The 18,534-nt window shown below is 71.1% G+C and carries 15 protein-coding genes and 3 pseudogenes; 11 read left to right on the top strand and 7 right to left on the bottom strand.

The window, feature by feature from the left end; all coding sequences use genetic code 11:
• Positions 1–8: 8 nt before the first annotated feature.
• A complete protein-coding gene (locus tag ACWDYJ_RS30220; RefSeq protein WP_451568762.1) occupies positions 9–614 on the bottom strand; it encodes a hypothetical protein in 606 nt (201 codons plus the stop codon).
• Between the two features lie 341 nt (positions 615–955).
• Between ACWDYJ_RS30220 and ACWDYJ_RS30215 the strand changes: the two genes are divergently transcribed.
• The gene (locus ACWDYJ_RS30215; protein ID WP_451568761.1) at positions 956–2,329 is read left to right on the top strand and encodes a TrkH family potassium uptake protein; all 1,374 of its coding nucleotides are present in this window, start codon (positions 956–958) and stop codon (positions 2,327–2,329) included.
• On the top strand, positions 2,322–3,044 hold the full coding sequence (locus ACWDYJ_RS30210; RefSeq protein ID WP_451568760.1) for a potassium channel family protein: 723 nt from the start codon (positions 2,322–2,324) through the stop codon (positions 3,042–3,044). Before ACWDYJ_RS30215 ends, ACWDYJ_RS30210 begins: the two co-directional genes overlap by 8 nt.
• On the opposite strand, the gene ACWDYJ_RS30205 is transcribed toward ACWDYJ_RS30210, so the two are convergent.
• The gene (locus tag ACWDYJ_RS30205; RefSeq protein ID WP_451568778.1) at positions 3,037–4,953 is read right to left on the bottom strand and encodes a potassium channel family protein; all 1,917 of its coding nucleotides are present in this window, start codon (positions 4,951–4,953) and stop codon (positions 3,037–3,039) included. The two genes, ACWDYJ_RS30210 and ACWDYJ_RS30205, sit on opposite strands and share 8 nt — an antisense overlap.
• Positions 4,954–5,207: 254 nt before the next feature.
• On the opposite strand from ACWDYJ_RS30205, the gene ACWDYJ_RS30200 reads away from it, so the two are divergent.
• From ACWDYJ_RS30200 to ACWDYJ_RS30170, 7 genes and pseudogenes are all read left to right on the top strand, one after another.
• Complete coding sequence (locus ACWDYJ_RS30200; RefSeq protein ID WP_451568759.1) at positions 5,208–5,468, top strand: hypothetical protein; 261 nt, start codon at positions 5,208–5,210, stop codon at positions 5,466–5,468.
• A 20-nt stretch (positions 5,469–5,488) separates the two neighbouring features.
• Positions 5,489–5,719: pseudogene (locus tag ACWDYJ_RS30195) on the top strand (hypothetical protein); the annotation flags it as partial.
• 78 nt (positions 5,720–5,797) lie between these two features.
• Positions 5,798–6,246: pseudogene (locus ACWDYJ_RS30190) on the top strand (AAA family ATPase); the annotation flags it as partial.
• A 290-nt stretch (positions 6,247–6,536) separates the two neighbouring features.
• On the top strand, positions 6,537–8,066 hold the full coding sequence (locus ACWDYJ_RS30185; protein WP_451568758.1) for an alanine/glycine:cation symporter family protein: 1,530 nt from the start codon (positions 6,537–6,539) through the stop codon (positions 8,064–8,066).
• A gap of 369 nt (positions 8,067–8,435) precedes the next feature.
• A complete protein-coding gene (locus tag ACWDYJ_RS30180; protein ID WP_451568757.1) occupies positions 8,436–8,708 on the top strand; it encodes a hypothetical protein in 273 nt (90 codons plus the stop codon).
• A 69-nt stretch (positions 8,709–8,777) separates the two neighbouring features.
• Positions 8,778–8,903, top strand: coding sequence for a hypothetical protein (locus tag ACWDYJ_RS30175; RefSeq protein WP_451568756.1), 126 nt, complete (start codon positions 8,778–8,780; stop codon positions 8,901–8,903).
• Positions 8,900–10,196 (top strand): annotated as a pseudogene (locus ACWDYJ_RS30170) (SLC13 family permease). Before ACWDYJ_RS30175 ends, ACWDYJ_RS30170 begins: the two are co-directional and overlap by 4 nt.
• Here ACWDYJ_RS30170 and ACWDYJ_RS30165 read toward each other — a convergent pair.
• The 5 genes from ACWDYJ_RS30165 to ACWDYJ_RS30145 form a co-directional block, all read right to left on the bottom strand.
• Positions 10,178–11,266 carry a PucR family transcriptional regulator gene (locus tag ACWDYJ_RS30165; RefSeq protein WP_451568755.1) on the bottom strand — a complete coding sequence of 363 codons (1,089 nt, stop codon included), beginning with the start codon at positions 11,264–11,266 and terminating at the stop codon, positions 10,178–10,180. The pseudogene ACWDYJ_RS30170 and the gene ACWDYJ_RS30165 sit on opposite strands and share 19 nt — an antisense overlap.
• 265 nt (positions 11,267–11,531) lie before the next feature.
• Complete coding sequence (locus ACWDYJ_RS30160) at positions 11,532–12,491, bottom strand: endonuclease/exonuclease/phosphatase family protein (RefSeq protein WP_451568777.1); 960 nt, start codon at positions 12,489–12,491, stop codon at positions 11,532–11,534.
• Positions 12,492–12,596: 105 nt separating this feature from the next.
• On the bottom strand, positions 12,597–13,541 hold the full coding sequence (locus ACWDYJ_RS30155) for a nucleoside hydrolase (RefSeq protein WP_451568754.1): 945 nt from the start codon (positions 13,539–13,541) through the stop codon (positions 12,597–12,599).
• 229 nt (positions 13,542–13,770) lie between these two features.
• Positions 13,771–15,507, bottom strand: coding sequence for an acyl-CoA dehydrogenase family protein (locus tag ACWDYJ_RS30150; RefSeq protein WP_451568753.1), 1,737 nt, complete (start codon positions 15,505–15,507; stop codon positions 13,771–13,773).
• A gap of 125 nt (positions 15,508–15,632) precedes the next feature.
• Entirely contained in the window at positions 15,633–16,190 is a 558-nt protein-coding gene (locus ACWDYJ_RS30145; RefSeq protein ID WP_451568752.1) for a PadR family transcriptional regulator, read from the bottom strand.
• 169 nt (positions 16,191–16,359) lie between these two features.
• Here ACWDYJ_RS30145 and ACWDYJ_RS30140 point away from each other — a divergent pair, with 169 nt between their 5' ends.
• Both ACWDYJ_RS30140 and ACWDYJ_RS30135 read left to right on the top strand, forming a co-directional pair.
• Positions 16,360–17,637 carry an Nramp family divalent metal transporter gene (locus tag ACWDYJ_RS30140; RefSeq protein WP_451568751.1) on the top strand — a complete coding sequence of 426 codons (1,278 nt, stop codon included), beginning with the start codon at positions 16,360–16,362 and terminating at the stop codon, positions 17,635–17,637.
• A gap of 201 nt (positions 17,638–17,838) precedes the next feature.
• Complete coding sequence (locus ACWDYJ_RS30135) at positions 17,839–18,489, top strand: L,D-transpeptidase family protein (protein WP_451568776.1); 651 nt, start codon at positions 17,839–17,841, stop codon at positions 18,487–18,489.
• Positions 18,490–18,534: the final 45 nt, after the last annotated feature.

The raw sequence follows: 18,534 nt of genomic DNA, 5'->3' as shown, positions 1-18,534 counted from the left end.
GCCCGGCGTCAGCCCCGGAGCGGGCCCTCGCAGGCATAGGGCGATGTGCCGCTCGTTCCGGCGATGGCGGTCGGGCCGAACCAGCAGTTCATGTCCTGGAAGTTGGTGCCGCTGCCGAGGGCGCGTTCTATCAGTTGGCGGTCCACGGCCGCCGACATCTCCTTGAAGACCAGATCGGGGTCGGCCGCACTGGTCAGCGTGGCCGTCAGCCGGCCCGTGCACACGAACCGGCGGTTGGTTCCGGTGTCGCCGGTGTCCGAGCACTGCGGCGGCGCGCCGGCCGCCGCCGCGAGCGCGGACTGCACCTGGGCCGCGGAGTCGTGGGTGAGGGTCCCGGTGGGCTGGTAGGCGGTGTGGGGGACGAAGAGGTCGGCGACCTTGGCGATCTGCTCGTCGAGGAAGGTGTCGTACCCGTGCTGGACCGCGGCGTCGGCGCCCAGCCGGTTGCGCCAGGCATCGAAGCCCGTGACGTCATTGGCCCGCAAGTACCGGTACATCGCCTGGAGTTCGGACGGCCTGTCCCGCCACAGATACTCGAAGAAGGTGCCCGCGTAGTCGTAGAAGCGGAAGCCGTCACCGGCATAGGTGGCGTGCAGGAGCTGGTCGACGCTCATCCGCGGGCCGCCGGTCGCGGTGTCGTCGATGACGCCCTGGACGAGGGACTTGCGTACGGCGATCCCGTCGTCGCGCGTGGCGCCGTCGAAGAGGCATCGCTCCGTGGCACTACGGGCACGTCGGCCCAGCGGCCGTCCGGCGGGTTCCGGGCCCAGGGCGCGACGCGGTCGACCGCCCGCCGGTGACGTAGCGACTAGCCGAAACGGAGCAGCCTCGGCCCGGCCCGGCCTCCTGACCAGTCAGTTCGCCCCGGCCAAAGGTAGGGTGGCCGCCGCCGGGTCGTTTACACGTCCTTGACGCTCAGCGCCGGCGGTCAAGGTTCACCGAGGGAAGGACGCACGTGGCGGGACGCGGGGCGCGGGTGTGGCATTCCCTGTTCACCACCCATCCGGCGCGCACGGTGGTGGCGGCCTTCGCGCTGGTGATCACGGGTGGCACCCTGCTGCTCATGCTGCCGGTCTCGTCGCAGGACGGCTCCGCGACCGGGTTCGTGACCGCGCTGTTCACCGCCACCTCGGCCGTGTGTGTCACCGGGCTGGTCGTCGTGGACACCGCCACGCACTGGAGCGGCTTCGGTGAGGGCATGATCCTCGCCATGATCCAGGTCGGCGGCTTCGGGATCATGACCCTGGCGTCCCTGCTGGCGCTGCTGGTGTCCGGGAAGCTGCGGCTGCGGATGCAGCTGACCGCGCAGGCGGAGACGAAGAGCCTGGGCATCGGCGACGTACGGCGCGTGCTGCTCGGAGTCGCCGGGTGCACGCTCGCCGTAGAGCTCGCGGTGGGCGCCTTCCTCGCGCTGCGCCTGCGCTTCGGCTACGGAATGTCCTTCGGGGAAGCCTTCCACATGGGCTTCTTCCACGCCGTGTCGGCGTTCAACAACGCCGGCTTCGGGCTGCACGCCGACAACATCATCCCGTACGCGCGGGATCCGTGGGTGACCCTGCCGATCGCGGTCGCCGTCATCCTCGGCGGCCTGGGATTCCCCGTGCTGCTCGAAGTCCTGCGCCACCGGACCCGGCGGCTCACGACCGGCCGCCGCAACTGGTCCCTGCACACCCGGCTGACCCTGGTCACCTCCGCGGCGCTGCTCTTCGTGGGCACGGTGTTCACCTGCCTGCTGGAGTGGGGCAACCCGGGCACGTTCGGCTCGTTCGACTGGGACGAGAAGATCCTCAACGGCTTCTTCTACTCGGCGATGAGCCGCACCGCCGGATTCAACGCCATCGACATGAGCGCCCTGAACGCGGCGACCATCCTGCTCACCTGCGCCCTGATGTTCATCGGCGGCGGCAGCGCCGGCACCGCGGGCGGTATCAAGGTCACCACCTTCGCCGTCCTGGCCGCCGCGATGCTCGCCGAGGTGCGCGGAGAGCCCAACTCCACCGTGATGGGGCGCCGGCTCGCCCCGCACGCGCTGCGCCAGGCACTGACCGTGGCCCTGATGGCGGTGGGCTTCGTCATCGCCTCGACCCTGGCCCTGCTGACCGTCACCAAGGCCCCGTTCGAGGCCGTCCTCTTCGAGGCCGTCTCCGCCTTCGCCACGGTCGGCCTGTCCACCGGCATCACCGCACAGGTGCCGGACCCGGGACAGCTGATCCTGGTCCTGCTGATGTTCGTCGGCCGCCTCGGCCCGATCACCCTCGTCTCCGCACTCGCCCTGCGCGAGCGCACCCGCCGCTACCAGCTACCCGAGGAGCGACCCGTCATTGGGTAACTACCTGCACTCACTGCGCCGTCGCCGCCGCAAGGGCCGCCATGACCTCGGCGCCCGCGCGGGCGCCGACCAGCGCGTCGCCGTCATCGGCCTCGGCCGCTTCGGCAGCTCGCTGGCCAACGAGCTGACCCGCCGGGGCTGGGACGTGCTCGGCATCGACACCGACCCGTCGCTCGTCCAGAAGCACAGCGACGTCCTCACCCACACGGCCGTCGCCGACTGCACCGACCCCGAAGTCCTGCGCCAGCTCGGCGTGCACGAGTTCTCCAGCGTGGTCGTCGGCATCGGCACCGACATCGAGGCCAGCATGCTCATCGCCTCCAACCTCCTGGACGAGGACATCCCCAACATCTGGGCCAAGGCGATCAGCCGCCAGCACGGTCAGATCCTCGAACGCCTCGGGGTCCACCACGTCGTCCTGCCCGAACACGAGATGGGTGAACGCGTCGCGCACCTCGTCACCGGCCGCATGCTCGACTTCATCGAGTTCGACGACGACTACGCCCTGGTGAAGACCATCGCCCCGAACGCGGCCACCGGCGTCCCCCTCGGGGAGAGCGCCGTGCGCAGCAAGTACGGCGTCACGGTCGTCGGCATCAAGCGCCGCGGCCAGGACTTCACCTACGCCACCGCCGAAACGGTCATCGAGAAGGGCGACGTCATCATCGTCACCGGCAAGACCGTCGCCGTCGAAACCTTCGCCGAACTCAGCTGATCCGCGGCCGGTCGACCGTACGGCCGTCCCCGTGGGCGAGGAGTTCGGCGAGGCCGGTCCGGGTGGCCGCCAGGACGACGCGGTCCTGCGGCTGGAGTACGTAGCCGGGGTGCAGGTCCCAGATCAGCCCGGGGGGCCTGCCCTCGTCGTCGTGCGAGGAGGACAGGTCGGGGCGCCGGTCCTCGGGGGTGGCGGTGTCGATGGCGATGACCCGCCAGGCGCCGGGGCGAAAGGACTCGGCGATGGTGCGCCCTTCCAGCGGGGAGTGGCCCGCCACGTCGACGACGGCGAAGAGCAGCACGCGGCGTTCCACCGGAATCGCGCCGAGGATCCGCCGGCCCATCATCGCCCCGGCGAAGGCGGGCGCGGCGAGGTGGGTGACGCTGCGGCTGCGGGTGAGGGCCGTGGGGTGCGCGGCGCGCAGGGTGCGGTAGACGGCGGTGGCGAATCCGTCGTCGTACAGCCGCATGGCCACCCGTACGTCGGGCTTGAGGGAGCGGGCGGAGAGGGCGGCTTCGAGGTTGGTGGTGTCGGAGCTGGTCAGGGCGAGCAGGGCGTGCGCGCGGTGGACGCGGGCGGCCTCCAGTACTCCCTCCTCGGTGACGTCGCCCAGGATCACCGGCACCCGCAGCCGGCGGGCGAGGGCGAGGCCGCGGGCCTCGGGGTCGGTCTCGACGCAGACGACGGGGATCTCCAGTTCCCGTAGCCGGGCCAGCACACGGGTGCCGATCTTCCCGAGGCCGAGCAGCACCACGTGCCCGGAAAGGGAGCGGGGCGGGCGGCGCAGGACCGTGCCGGTGCGGAACGCGCCCAGCGCTTCCAGGGCCGCCGCGACCAGCACCGGCAACAGCAGCATCCCGACCACCCCGGCGAGGATCTGGAGCACCTGGCGTCCGGTGTTCGCGTCCACGGCGGGGTCGTTGATCGCGAAGATGTCCAGCAGGGTCATGTAGGCGGCGTGCAGGGGATGGTCCCCGGTGGTGATCCAGGCGGCGACGGCGAGGCCGCCGACCGAGGCCAGCAGGCCGAACAGCGACCACCGCAGCCTTCGGGAGAACAGCGAGGCCATCGGCAGCGCGCCGGTGCCCAGGCGCGGCGCGGCGATGCTCTCCCCGGTGTGGGTGACCGTCTCCAGCGCGACGATTCCCCGTCCGGTCGCGGCCGCCACCGCCCCGTCATCCGGCAGCAGCTGCGGGCCCTGCTCGCCGCTGCGTTCGGAGCCCTCGGTGCCCGCCGGATCGCTGGCGGTCGCCGAGAGCAGCGCGAGGGTGCACAGGCCCGGGTCTGCGATCTCCCCGCGCTGGGGAGGCGTACGTTCCACCGCGCGCAGCAGCAGGCCGTCGGCCTGGACCACCTTGCTCGTACCGGCCACCGCCGTCGCGGCGAGGGCGGGGGCGGCGGTGTCGGCGTCCGACAGCACCGTCGTCGACGAGTCCAGCTCCCGCAGGTCGATGCCGGGCTCGGCGACGATCGCGGCCTGGTCGAGGAGTTCCTCCAGGTGCTGGCCCAGTTTGCGGTTGTAGAGCCGGATGACCAGCCGCAGGCGGGGGTTGAGGCGCCGCGCCAGCAGGGCCGCCCGTACGTTCGTGTCGTCGTCCCCGTATACGAGGGCCAGCGCGGCGGCCCCGGCCACCCCGGCGGCGGCCAGTACGTCCTCGGCCGCTTCCGGGGCCTCCAGTACCCGCAGCTCCCGTACGGAGGCGGGCCGTTCGCCGGCAGCCGCCGTCCGCGCCCTCGCGGCGGGGACCCGGCCGAGCAGCCCGAAGCCCAGTCCGAGGCCGGGCCTGCGCGGGGCACCCGGCTGCGCCTCACCGGCCGTGGGTACCACGAGGGTCACGCGCTCCCCGTACACGTCGCGCAGTTCGGCGGCCAGCCGGTGGGCGAGCCCGTCATCGCCGCAGACGACCATCCGGCCTGTGGGGCCTGCGTGTTGGTACGGGGCGGGAGGCGTCGATGTCACGCCCCAAGGATGCACCACGGCCGGTCCGGGCCACTGGTGCATTAAAGCGGCGTAAAGATCGCTGTACACCGGCAATGTCAACGGACCTGTGTGCGGGGCAGGATGGGCCGAGGCCGGCCGGGGTGGCGAACCCTGTGCCGGGAACCGGAAACCGGGCTCCCGTTTCGAGCGGCCGGCCGTGACGAGACGGGAGGGGCGGACGCGTGGACGATCTCTCACGACGCCTCACACGACGCCTCACACGGCTGCTCGTACGGCTTCTCGCACGGTCCGCGGCCAAGCTCTTCCCCGACGAACCCGGGCCGTCGCGGCTGGACTTCGTCGGCCTGACCTGCGTTATCCGCATGGGGCGGGTGGACGCGGGCTTCGGCCAGGCCGAGGTCACGGCGGTGGACGGCTCCAGCGCGCTCGTTGCGAAGCCGCCGCGGAGGGGGCGGCGGCTCCGCAACCACTCACCATCTTGATCACGAGGGAGCTGTACCACATGACCACGGCGACGGACGCGACGACGGCCAGGGCCACCGCCACGGACCCGACGATGGACGCCCGTACGTACGAGGTGCTGTCGTACGAGGTGCTGCGCGACCGGCTGGCGGCGCAGGCCGCCGAGCTGGCCCGGCGCGCCGAGGCCCTCAACGCCGCGCGGATCGCCGCGTTCGGCTCCAGCTCGCTCAGCCTCGCCGGCTCCGGGCACCTGCGCACCGAGGACCGCCGGCTGCCCCGCGACCTCGTCGCCGTCGGTGACCTGCTGCTCTTCGGCTCCGACAGCTCCGGCGCGGCCGGACTCGAGCGGGCCGTCGGCGACCCCACCGCCCGGCGGGACCGGCTCGTCCACCCGTACGCCCCGGCCGAGGCGGACCGGATCCTCTCGGTGCTGCGCCACCTGCTCACGGCCCGCGAGACGGTCCTCGCCGTGAACGGGGCCTACATCACTTCCGCGGCCCGGAGCGAGGCGAGCCGGACGGAGCCGCCGTTCCGGCTCCAGGGCTCGTACCGCGACATGAACAAGATCGCCGCCCGCCTCTCGCCGGCCATGAACGAGGCCGAGCTATGACCGCCGTGATCGACGACCACTACACGGCAGAGGCGCAGACCCTCACCACCGGAGCCGAGGCCGACCTCCTCAAGCTCGGCGCGCTGCGCGGCACACTCACCCCGGAGCAGGCGGCCCGCTGGGCGGTGATCTCGCGTTCGCTCAGCGGATGCTCAAATCCGTATAACGATCCCATCACCGGCCCTTGAATTACGGGGGCGGACCTCAACCGGCGTGACGTGGGTCACTAAAGATCGCATAAAGACCGTGCTATGAATGCGCAACTCCGCTTTCGGCCCACCCCTTGCCGGACCGCGGAGTGCCGGCACGCACCGGCTTTGCACGACCAAGGAGATCCCGTTCCGAGTCCGCGGAACGAGACGCCCGGGGTCGCCGACCGGACAACGGCGTTCGCTCCACAGCGCTCGCTCACAGCCCGCCCGCACTCATACCGGCGCACCGCACTGCTCCGGTTCTGCGCCATCGAGGTAAAAGCCTGATGTCACTCGACTCCATCACCAGCTCCATCGACGAGGCCGTCAGCGGTTTCTTCGAGCCCATCGCGAAATGGCTCGGGGACGTCGTCTTCTACTCGGTCCCCGTCGCGGGGACCCAGCTTCCGCTGATCGTCGCCTGGCTGGTCGTCGCCGGTCTGGTCTTCTCCGGCTGGTTCGGCCTGGTCCAGATACGCAAGTTCCGTCTGGCTGTGAAGGTGGTCCAGGGCAAGTACGACGAGAAGGGGTCGGCCGGTGAGGTCAACCACTTCCAGGCGCTGACCGCCGCCGTGTCCGGCACCGTGGGCCTCGGCAACATCGCCGGTGTCGCCGTGGCCGTGTCCATCGGTGGTCCGGGCGCGACGTTCTGGATGATCCTCTGCGGTCTGCTGGGCATGGCCACGAAGTTCGTCGAGGTCACCCTCGGTGTGAAGTACCGCGAGGTGCACGCCGACGGCACCGTCTCCGGCGGCCCGATGCACTACCTGCCCAAGGGTCTTGCCGAGCGCTTCGGCGCCAAGGGCCTGAAGCTCGGCAAGGTCCTCGGAATCCTCGCCTCCGCGATGATCCTGTTCTTCGGCCTCTTCGGCGGCAACCTCTTCCAGGTCAACCAGTCCTACGCCCAGCTGGTCTCCGTGACCGGCGGCGAGGACGGTGTGATCGGCTCCTCCGCCGGCGCCCTGTTCTTCGGCATCCTGGTCGCCGCGCTCGTCGGCATCGTGCTCCTCGGCGGCATCCGCTCCATCGCCTCCGTCACCAGCAAGCTGGTGCCCGCCATGGCCGGCATCTACATCGCCGCCTGCCTGGTCGTCATCCTGGTCAACGTCTCGGCCCTTCCCTCCGCGATCTCCACGATCTTCGAGGGCGCGTTCAACCCGCAGGGTGTCGCCGGTGGTGTCCTCGGTGCGCTGATCGTCGGTTTCAAGCGGGCCGCGTTCTCCAACGAGGCCGGTCTCGGCTCCGCCCCGATCGCGCACTCCGCGGTCAAGACCAAGCACCCCGCCAGTGAGGGCCTCGTCGCGCTGCTGGAGCCGTTCATCGACACCGTCGTGATCTGCACCATGACCGCCCTGACGATCGTCATCGCCAACCCCGCCAGCTGGGCCGCGGCCCGCAAGGGCGAAGGCCCCGGCGGCGTGACCATCACCTCGGACGCCTTCGCCACGGTGCTGCCCTGGTTCCCGTACATCCTCACCATCGCGGTGCTGCTGTTCGCCATCTCCACCGTGCTGACGTGGGGCTACTACGGCCTCAAGGCCTGGACGCACCTCTTCGGCCGCAGCAAGGCCAGCGAGACGACCTACAAGGTGCTCTACACCCTGTTCGCCGTCGCCGGTTCGCTCCTGACCCTGCAGACGCTGATCGACATGGCCGACGCGGTGCTGTTCATGCTCGCCGTCATCAACATCATCGGCCTGTACCTGCTGGCCCCCGTGGTCAAGCGGGAGCTGAACAACTTCCTCGCGTACGTCAAGGCACGTGACGCGGGCGAGACCGTCGAGGAAGACGAGGAGCCGGTGAAGGCCTCCGTCTGACCGCACGACAGCACTGAGAAAGGGCCCGTCCACCACCGGATCACACGGTGTGGACGGGCCCTTTCTCGCGACCGGCGTCCGTACGGACGGACCATGCCGGAGCCCGGCAAGGTCCGCGCCGCCGGACTGCCGTCAGAGATCCGTGCTCACGCCTGCCGCTGATCGTCTCCGCGATCCTGCCGCCGCGCCTGCCGGAACCCGAGCCGAAGCTACCGCCGCCGCTGCCGCCGGCGACCGGCGTCATCCCGTACGGCCTGTGCCGCCTCTCGCACGCCGCCCCCTGCCTGGCCGCGTTCCCGGCGGGTGCGATCCGCCCCCGAGCCGTCCGCCGTTCCCACCCCCCGCAGTGCAGACGACCAGGAGAAGCCCATGCCCGCACGTGATCTGGCCGAGCCCTACCCGCACGTGACCAGCCACGACCAAGCCGTGGACGCGGTACGCCTGATGGCCGGGCAGAACCTGCCCGCGCTGCTCGTCCTGGACGTCGACGGCATCCCGTACGCGGTCGTCCCCGGCTCCCAAGTGGTGCGCCAGCTGGTGCCCGCGTACGTGATCGAGGACCCGCTGCTGGCCGCCGTCGTCGACGAGCGGCACGCGGAGGCCCTCATCGAGGAGCTGGCCGGCAAGACGGTCGCCGAGTGACTGCCCGCCCGTACGTTCAAGCCGCAGTACGTCGGCCCGGGCGCCGGGACGCTGCAGATCGCCGCCGTGATGGCCCGTAGCCACGTGCCGCTGGTCGCGGTCGTCGACCGCGACGGCGAGCGGAGCCGCCTCCTCGGAGTGGTCTCGGCCGCCCGGCTGATGAAGCATCTCCTGGAGAAGGGCGGACAGGCGTGAACGGCTGGCAGAGCTGGGCCGCGATCGCCGTCTTCGCCGGTGCGTACGTCCTGGTCATCAGCGAGTGGATCCACCGCGTCGCCGCGGCCCTGGGCGGCGCGGCGCTGATGCTCGCCATCGGCGCCACCGACGACGTCGCGGCCTTCCACTCGGACAAGACCGGCATCGACTGGAACGTCATCTTCCTGCTGCTCGGCATGATGATGATCGTCGGCTGCTGAAACGGACGGGCCTCTTCGAGTACCTGGCCATCTGGTCGGTGAAGAGAGCCAAGGCCCGCCCCTTCCGGGTGATGGCCATGCTGGTCGTCATCACCGGCGTGGCATCGGCGCTCCTCGACAACGTGACGACCGTGCTGCTGGTCGCACCCGTCACCCTGCTGGTGTGCGACCGGCTGAAGCTGCCGGCCACGCCGTTCTGCTCGCCGAGGTGTTCGCCTCGAACATCGGCGGCACCGCCACCCTCGTCGGCGACCCGCCCAACATCATCATCGCCAGCCGCGCCGGGCTCACCTTCAACGACTTCCTCGTCCACCTCGCCCCGCTGAGCGCGGTCCTGATAGTCGTACTGGTGCTGCTGTGCCGGGTGATGTTCGCCAAGCACTTCGTCTACGACGAGAAGCGCGCGGCCGAGGTCATGGAGCTACGCGAACGCGAGGCCATCACGGACCCCCGGCTGCTCGCCCAGGGCCTCGGCGTCCTCGTCCTCGTCGTCGCCGGCTTCGTCCTGCACCCCGTCCTGCACTACGAGCCCAGCGTCGTCGCCCTCCTCGGCGCGGGCCTGCTCATCGCCGTCTCGAAGGTGGAGACCGGCGAGGTGCTCGGCGAGGTCGAGTGGCCCACGCTCGCCTTCTTCGCCGGCCTGTTCGTCATGGTCGGCGCGCTGATCGAGATGGGCGTCATCGGAGACCTCGCGGGCTCTCTCGCGGACGCCATCGGCGGCGCCGAACTGGGCGGCTCCATGGTGATGCTGGGCGGTTCGGCCGTGCTCTCCGGGATCGTCGACAACATCCCGTACGTCGCCACCATGGCGCCGATCACCGCCGAGCTGGTCACCGGCATGGGCGGCGCCCCGGACCACGTCATGTGGTGGGCCCTCGCGCTGGGCGCGGACCTCGGCGGCAACGCCACCGCGATCGGCGCCTCGGCCAACGTCGTCGTCCTCGGCATCGCGGAACGCAGCCGCCGGCCCATCTCGTTCTGGACGTTCACCAAGTACGGGCTCGTCGTCACCGCCGTCACGATCGTCTTCGCCGCCGCCTACCTGTGGTTGCGCTACTTCGCCCTGGCGTGACGGGTCGGCTCGGCCTCGGAGTCCGGCCAGCCCAGCAGCCGGGCACCGATCACCGCGGTCTGCAGCGTGTACCGGTTCAGCGGGTCGGCCGGGTCGGCGCCGGTCAGGCTGTGGATGCGCTCAAGCCGGTACGTCAGCGCCCGCACGCTCAGCGACAGTCGGCGGGCCGCCTCGGTCGCCACGCAGCCGCTGTCGAAGTAGGCGGTGAGCGTGTCGATGAAGGTCTGGGCGCCGCCGCGCCCCTTGCGCAGCGGACCGAGGACGCTCTCCACCAGGTCGGCCATGGCCTGCCGGTCTCGGGTCAGGACCGGGTAGACGAGAAGGTCGGCGGCGTGCAGTACGGGCCCGTCCAGCCCCATCCGGTCGGCGAGTTCCAGGGCGTTGATGGCCTCCTCGTACGAGTGGACGACCCCGCCCGCGCCCGGGTGGGAGCGCCCTATCGCGACCCTGCCGCCGTCCGTGGCCGCGTACGCCTGCTTGGCGAACCAGGCCAGGACGTCCGGCTGGTCCCCGGGGGCGACGCAGATCAGCCGGCCGTCCTTCGTGGTCAGCAGGATCTGCCGGTTGCCGAAGCGGGCCAGGACCGCCGCCTCGATGCCACGGGCCACCGGGTATCCGTCGCCGTACGGCTCGGGCCCGGTGGCGACGGCCACCGCGTGGGCCTGCGACAGGCGCAGGCCGAAGCGTTCGGCCCGCTCGGCCAGCCGTCCCAGGTCGCTGCGCCCGTAGAGCAGGTCGTCGATGAACTCCCGGCGTGCGCCCTCCTCCCGGCGGACCGCGTGGTGCTGCGAGCGCTCGTATCCCTCGGCGAAGGCGTCCACCGCCTGCTCGACCGCCGCCAGCAGTGAACCGGTGGACCCGGCCGGGACCGTCGCCTGCACCTCCCGCGCCTTGGCCAGGTGCTGCCGGATGAGCCCGCGCAGCGCCATCCCCGACTCCGCGGCCCGCTGGCCCTGCGCCCGACTGGAGTCGAGCTCGTCACGCGTGAGCCGGCGCCCTGTGGCACAGGCACTCCGCAACACCTCGGCGTACCCCGCCACATGCTCGTCCGGCCCTGTCTGTTCGGCCACGGCTTTCCCCCCGTCATGACGTCTTCCTGACGTGGGACCAGGGTGTCACGTGCGGCGAAGGTCCCGGTCAAGGAGTCAGGGGGTGCGGGGACGCGGGACAGCGGTGAGTCACCCCGAGCGGCAACGTCGCGGCCGTACGGCTGAAGCTCGACGGCGAGGGGGACGCGTTCCTGGTCGTCGCGGTCGGTGGCGGTGCGCGGGGCGGCGGACGTGTCGCCGCCCCGGCCAAGGCCCTCGCTGGTCAGGTGCGGTAGGGCCCGTTACGTCAGAAGCGCAGCGAGGCGGCCACGGGCAGGTGGTCGCTCGCGGTGGCCGGGAGGGTCCAGGCCGACACGGGGGTGAGGCCCCGCACCAGGATCTGGTCGATCCGGGCGACCGGGAAGCTCGCGGGCCAGCTGAAGCCGAGCCCGGCGCCCGCCGCCTCCTGCGCCGAGCGGAACCGGTCCGTCAGCGGCGCCAGCGCGCCGTCCTCGGTGGCGGCGTTGAAATCGCCGACCAGCAGGGTGCGGGCGGCGGAGGTGTCGGCGCGCAGGGCGGCGTCGAGGTTCCGGGCGCCCTCGTTGCGGCGCTCCGTGGCGAAACCGCCGGCCCGGATCCGTACCGAGGGCAGGTGCGCGACGTAGACGGTGACGGGGCCCTTCGGGGTCTCGGCGGTGGCGCGCAGGGCTGATCTCCAGGCCGTGACCGGGATGGCGCCGGTGTCGCGCAGGGGGAAGGTGCTCCAGAGGCCGACCGTGCCCTCCACGACGTGGTACGGGTGGCTCGCGGCCAGCGCCTGCTCGTACTGGCGCGTCGCGGGCTGGGTCAGTTCCTCCAGGGCGATCAGCTGCGCCCCGGATGCGGCGACGGCGCGGGCGGCCCCGGCCGGGTCGGGGTTGGCGTCGTCCACGTTGTGGGTGACGACGGTGAAATCGGCCGGGCCGTCCGTGGCACGGTCGGTGGCCAGGGGGACGCCGTAGAGGCAGGTCCAGGTCAGCGCGGGCAGCAGTACGGCGAGCAGCGCGAGCCGGGAGCGGCGCAGCAGGGCGGCGGCCGCGAGCGGCAGGACGGCCAGGCCTGTCCAGGGCAGGAAGGTCTGGACGAGGCTGCCGAGGTTCCCGGTCCCGGTCGTGTTGGGGATCCAGGGGTGCAGCGGCATCGGCAGGGCGGCGAGGACGGCGAGCGCGCCGACGATCCGGCCGCGTGCCCGGGCGGCGGGGGCGGTGTCGGCGGTCCGGGGTGTCATCGTCAGGCTCATGACCTTGAGGACGCGTCCCGGCCGCGCGGGGTTCTACGCCGACGGGGCGGAGTCGGGGTCGGCGTCGGGGTCGGGGTCGGGGTCGGGGTCGGTTCAGGCGCGTCGGGAGCCGAGCGCCGCGATGGCGTCGACCATGTGGTCCCAGAAGAGCCCGGCGTCGAGGGTCACGGCGACCTGCGCGTTCACCGGACGGTCCAGGTACTGGTGGAGGTCCACGACGGTGGCGCCCCGGGTGTACCGGCCGTGCAGTTCCACCGTGACGTTCGCGTCCACGCAGCCCACGATCGCCGGGTCGATGACCCGAGCCACCGCGACGGGGTCGTGCAGTGGGGGGTGGGGCATGTTCCACAGGCGGCTGTACGTCGAGGCGACGTAGGCCAGCAGTTCGGCGCAGACGTCACCCAGTTCGGTGCCGAGACCCTGGAAGCGGGCCAGGATCTCGGGGGTGGCGAGGGCTTGGTGGGTGACGTTGAGCCCGCACATGGTCACAGGTACTCCGCTGCCGAAGACGATGTCCGCCGCCTCGGGGTCGGAGTGGATGTTGAACTCGGCCGCCGGGGTGCGGTTGCCCCGCTCGGTGGAGCCACCCATCAGCACGATTTCGCGGATGCGGGCGGCGCTGTCGGGGTAGCGGGTCAGCAGCAGGGCGATGTTGGTCAGCGGAGCGGTGGGCACCAGCGTGACCGGCTCCGGGTGTTCCATGAGGATCCGGTGGATGAGTTCCACCGCGTGCTCGGGGACCACGTCGACCGTGGGCTGCGGGAACAGCGGTCCGTCCAGCCCGGATTCGCCGTGTACGTCGGCCGCGACGGCCAGCGGCTGGAGCAGCGGGCGGTCGCACCCCGCGGCGATCGGTACGTCGGTGATCCCGGCGAGCGTGCACACCCGCCGGGCGTTCAGCGTGGTCTTCTCCAGCGTCTGGTTGCCCGCGACCGTGGTGACGGCCAGCAGCTCGACGGCGGGGTCGGCGGCCGCCAGCATGATCGCCAGTGCGTCGTCGTGCCCGGGGTCGCAGTCGATGATGATCGGGACAGGCACGGGCCATCCTTACGCGTCGGGGCTGCTGACCTGCCCAGTCTGCCGCCCGCGGGCCGTGTGAGCCGCCTGTTCCGAGCCAAAACACGGCATTCGATGGCAGATCCATACACCGTGGGCCGTTCGGCGCCCGCCGACCGCGGACGGACGGACGGACGGCTCCCGCTGCCGACAGCCGTCCGTCCGTTCGTTCGTTCCCTCGTTCGGTTACCGCTCTGCGGGCGGTCCGGCGTCAGGGCGCCATCTCGTACGCCCCGGCCAGTGCCTCCACGCGCTCCCAGACGCGTGCCGAGCGGTCGGCGTCGACGACGGGGCGCCGGACCGCGCCGAGCGCCCAGCTCTGCTGGTCGGCGGTGGCGGAGTCCTTGCCGTGGAGCTCGACCGCGTGCGAGGAGAAGTCGCGCACGAGGACGGCGAACAGTTCGTCGAGCACGTCTTCGTCGAGGCCGGACAGGCGTGCCTGCTCCAGGATCAGCTGGCCGTGCACGACCAGCGCGAACAACTGGCCCACGGCCAGGAGGAGATCGAGATCGCGGCTCTGCTCCTCGCCGGGCGCGGCCGTCCTGACGAACTCGCACAGGGCGTCGGCCTGCTCGCGGAAGCGGCCGACGTTGGGCACGGCGGCATACGCGTCATAGGCGGTGCGCCAGTCGTGGAAGCGTACGGAGCCCAGTCCTCGGGCCGGCCCCTGGCGGAACAGGAACCCGTCGTCGGCCGCGTCGAGGCGGGTCGGCACGGGTGCGTACTCGGCCGGTTCCAGCAGGTGGTTGCGCATGAACTTGAGGATCAGCGCGAGGTTGACGTGGACCGTCCCCTCCAGCTTCGGCAGCCCGCGGATCTCGACGGCCGCCTGGGCGAAGTAGGTGTCCTTCTCGAAGCCCTTGGCCGCGATGACGTCCCACATCAGGTCGATGACCTTCTCGCCCTCCGTGGTCACCTTCATCTTGGTCATCGGGTTGAACAGCAGGTAGCGGCGGTCGTCGGGGCCGGCCGAGCGGAAGTAGTCGACTGCGCGGTCGCTGAACAGCTTCATCCCGACGAGGCGGACGTAGGCGTCGGTCAACTCGCGGCGCACGTGCGGGAAGGCGGTGACGGGGCGCCCGTAGAGGATGCGGCCCTGCGCGTGGGTGACGGCCTCGTACATCGCGTGCTCGCAGATGCCGATCGACGCGGTGCAGAGGTTGAACTTGCCGACGTTGACGGTGTTGAGGGCGGCGTCGAAGGCGGCGCGGCCGGTGTGCAGGACGTCGTCGGCGCCGACCGGGTAGTCGACGAGGCGGAACTCGCTGACGTACTTGGAGGAGTCGACGACGTTCCGCACGAGCCGGTACGCCGGGTGGCGGCTGTCGGCGGCGAAGAAGACGTAGCCGTCGGGGCCCTCGACGTCGGTGCGCCGGCCGAAGACGGAGACGAGACCGGCGGCGTTGCCGTTGCCGATGTAGTACTTGGAGCCGCTGGCCCGGAAGCCGCCGGCACCGTCAGCGTCGGTGTACGGCTCCAGCAGCATGTCGGTGGAGTAGATGTCGGCGCCGTGGGACTTCTCGGACAGGCCGAAGGCGAACACCTCGCCCTCGGAGAGGAGCTGCGCCGCGCGGTCCCGGGCGGCGGCGTTGTCGCTCTGCCAGACCGGGCCGAGACCGAGGATCGTGACCTGCCAGGCGTACCAGTAGTCCAGGCCGTAGAAGCCGAAGATCTCGTTGAGGGCGGCGATCCGCGCGGTGTCCCAGCGCTTGTCGGGCTCCTCCTGGCCGGCGGCGGAGGCCGGGGTCAGGAAGGTCGCGAAGAGCCCCTCCTTCGCGGAGAAGGCGAGGAAGTCCGCCAGCCAGGCGCGGGTGCGGTAGTCCTCGATCAGCCTGCGCTTGCCGCGGGCCTCGAACCAGTCGACGGTGGCGCGCAGCAGCCTGCGGGTCTCGGGGTCGAAGTGCGCGGGGTCGTAGGTGCGCGGGTTGAACAGCAGCGGGTCGGTCATGGAGGTACGCCTTTCGGATCGGGGGGCTCGGTCGAGGGGTCGGTCAAAGGGGGCGGTCAAGGGGTCGGGGGCTGAGGGCCTCGGCGCCGTGATCGGCACGGGCGGTGGCCCCGTACGCGCCGGGTTCAGCGCTCGGCGAGCCGGCGGAGCGTGGCCAGTACGTCCTGGAGCCAGGCGAGCGTCATCCGCTCGTAGGCGATGCCGCCGCGGAGCACGACGTGCTGGAGCTCGTGTCCGGCGTCGGGCGCTGCCGGAGCGTCCGGGCCGGTGAAGTCACGTACCTCCCCCGCGAGATAGTGCGCGAGCCGGTCGGAGTGCGTCCGGTGGTGGCGCTCGACCTCGCGGATCAGCGCGGCCGGGTCGTCGTCGAAGGCCGCGCCGCGGATCTTCACGGCGAGTTCGTGCCGCATGCTCTCGGGCTGGATCGGTTCGCGGAGCCAGGCGCGGAGGGCGGCCCGGCCGCACGGCGGGACGGAGTACTCCTTCTTGTCCGGCCGCGCCTGTTGCGGCACTTCACGGACCTCGAGCCGGCCGTCGTCCTCCATGCGCTTGAGCACGCGGTAGATCTGCTGGTGGCTGGCGGTCCAGAAGTGACCGATGGACCGGTCGAACCGACGGGCCAGCTCATAGCCGGAGCCCGGCTGCTCCAGCAGAGAGACGAGGATCGCGTGCTCAAGTGCCATGCCCCGATCCTTCTATGCAACTCGTTGCATAGACAAGCGCCACCGCCCCGGTGAGACACGGCTCACCCGCCACGGCCCGTGGAGAGCCTCTGGAGGACCTCTTGCGCAAGCGCCGCCGAGCCGTTTTGGTGACCCGGTCACCTGAAGGACGAACGGAAGGCAGCGACAGATGGCGGACATCACCCGGACCGGCACCGCTGAGAGCGAGAACCGCGGGCCCCGTAAGTCGAGTTGGAGATCCATCGGCCCGGGAATCGTCGTGGCCGCGACCGGCGTCGGCGCCGGCGACCTCGTCGCCACCCTCATCGCGGGCAGCAAATTCGGCTACACCCTGCTGTGGGCGGCGGTGATCGGCTGCCTGGTCAAGATCTCGCTCGCCGAGGCCGCCGGCCGCTGGCACCTCTCCACCGGCCGTACCCTCTTCGACGGCTGGCGCAGCCTGGGCCCCTGGACCACCGTCTACTTCGCGGGGTACGTCGTTGTCTGGGGCTTCGTCTACGGCGCCGCCGCGATGTCCTCCAGCGCGCTCCCGCTGGCCGCCCTCTTCCCGGGCACGATGGACCTGAAGGCGTGGGCCGTGCTGTGCGGCCTGGTGGGCCTGGTCTTCGTCTGGTTCAACCGGTACGCCGTCTTCGAGAAGCTCATGACGGTCCTGGTCGGTGTGATGTTCCTGGTCACCGTCTATCTCGCGATCCGGGTCACCCCCCGTCTCGGCTCCGCCGTCGCCGGCCTGGCACCCGTCCTGCCCGACGGTTCGCTGTTCTACACGCTCAGCCTGATCGGCGGCGTGGGCGGCACCATCACGCTCGCGGCCTACGGCTACTGGGTCAACGCCAAGGGCTGGAAGGACACCGGCTGGATGAAGGTGATGCGGCTCGACAACCGCGTCGCCTACCTCACCACCGGGATCTTCGTCGTGGCCATGCTCTTCGTCGGGGCCGAGCTGCTGCACTCGTCCGGCGTGGCGCTGACGAAGGGGGACAAGGGGCTGCTGGATCTGAGCACCGTCCTGGAGGACCGCTACGGGAAGGCGACCGCCAAGCTCTTCCTGATCGGCTTCTTCGCCACGTCCTTCACGTCACTGATCGGCGTCTGGCACGGGGTGAGCCTGATGTTCGCCGACTTCGCCACGAAGTTCCGGCCGTCCCTCGCCAGGGCCGGGACGAGCCCGGACAAGTCCGTACCGTTCCGGGCCTACCTGCTCTGGCTCACCTTCCCGCCCATCAGTCTGCTCTTCCTGGACCAGCCTTTCGGACTCATCGTCGTGTACGGGGTGATCGGTGCCCTCTTCATGCCGTTCCTGGCCCTGACGCTGCTGTGGCTGCTCAACTCCTCGCGTACACCGGCGGAGTGGCGCAACGGGCTGACGAGCAACGTGATGCTGGGAGCCGCCGGGCTGCTGTTCGTGGTGCTGTGCGTCCAGCAACTGCGGGAGCTCCTCCGGTAGCGGAGCGGGAGTGTCGTGGCCCGCCGCGCGCGTCCGCCGCGCGACGGCGCGCTGATGAAATCTACGCCTCCCACCCATGCGACTCGGGGGTCCTTTCCGGGCATTGAACCTGGAGGACGGGGACCGCGAGGGTGGGAGGACCGGATGGGGTCGATACGCGTGCGCGCGTGGCGGCGGGCGGCAGTGGTGTTCGGCGGGGCGATGGCGATGGCGGTGCCGATGGTCGTCGCGGGGGGCGGCACGGCGCAGGCCGCCTCCTGCAATCTGACGACGGGGCCGTACCAGCGGCAGGTGGAGCAGTTCCTGGGGCGGCCGGTGGACGGTAGGCAGTCGTCGGCCGACTGCACGGCGATCAAGGCCTTCCAGGCCACCCACGGGATCACCCCGACGCTCGGGTACGCCGGCCCGCTGACCTGGCAGACGATGAGCACCATGCTGGCCCAGCGCGCGGCCGGCACCACCCCCAACCAGGCCGGAAACTGTCCGACCAACCGGGGGCGGATCGCCTGCGTCGACCTGACGCGGCAGCTCACCTGGATCCAGGACGGCGCCGCCCTGAAGTACGGCCCGGTCCCGGTGCGCACCGGCAAGGACGGCACCGAGACGCGCACGGGCCTGAAGAAGATCTACTACCGCAGCATCAACCACTGGTCGACGATCTACAACGTCGCGATGCCGTACTCGCAGTTCTTCGACGGCGGCATCGCCTTCCACTCCACGACCAAGAGCATGTGGAACCCGCCCGGTTCCGGAGGCTGTGTGAACATGCGGCTCGCCGACGCCAAGGCGTACTGGACGATGCTGGGCAACGGCGAGGACGTCTACGTATACGGCCGCAAGCCGGGTACGTAGCCGCTGCGGCAGCGCCGAGACGCGGTCGCCCGCGAGCGGGATCCC

It is taken from the genome of Streptomyces sp. NPDC003042 (assembly GCF_053591315.1).
The sequence above is the reverse complement of the archived record's forward strand: the minus strand, read 5'-3'. Positions and strand labels throughout refer to the sequence as shown.

Bases quoted from the DNA above. Each gene is read 5' to 3' on its own strand.
- ACWDYJ_RS30150 (WP_451568753.1), bottom strand. From the start codon at position 15,507: ATGACCGACCCGCTGCTGTTCAACCCGCGCACCTACGACCCCGCGCAC.
- ACWDYJ_RS30205 (WP_451568778.1), bottom strand. From the start codon at position 4,953: ATGGTCGTCTGCGGCGATGACGGGCTCGCCCACCGGCTGGCCGCCGAA.
- ACWDYJ_RS30140 (WP_451568751.1), top strand. From the start codon at position 16,360: ATGGCGGACATCACCCGGACCGGCACCGCTGAGAGCGAGAACCGCGGG.
- ACWDYJ_RS30185 (WP_451568758.1), top strand. From the start codon at position 6,537: ATGTCACTCGACTCCATCACCAGCTCCATCGACGAGGCCGTCAGCGGT.
- ACWDYJ_RS30220 (WP_451568762.1), bottom strand. From the start codon at position 614: ATGAGCGTCGACCAGCTCCTGCACGCCACCTATGCCGGTGACGGCTTC.
- ACWDYJ_RS30135 (WP_451568776.1), top strand. From the start codon at position 17,839: ATGGCGATGGCGGTGCCGATGGTCGTCGCGGGGGGCGGCACGGCGCAG.
- ACWDYJ_RS30180 (WP_451568757.1), top strand. From the start codon at position 8,436: ATGCCCGCACGTGATCTGGCCGAGCCCTACCCGCACGTGACCAGCCAC.
- ACWDYJ_RS30175 (WP_451568756.1), top strand. From the start codon at position 8,778: ATGGCCCGTAGCCACGTGCCGCTGGTCGCGGTCGTCGACCGCGACGGC.
- ACWDYJ_RS30160 (WP_451568777.1), bottom strand. From the start codon at position 12,491: ATGACACCCCGGACCGCCGACACCGCCCCCGCCGCCCGGGCACGCGGC.
- ACWDYJ_RS30145 (WP_451568752.1), bottom strand. From the start codon at position 16,190: ATGGCACTTGAGCACGCGATCCTCGTCTCTCTGCTGGAGCAGCCGGGC.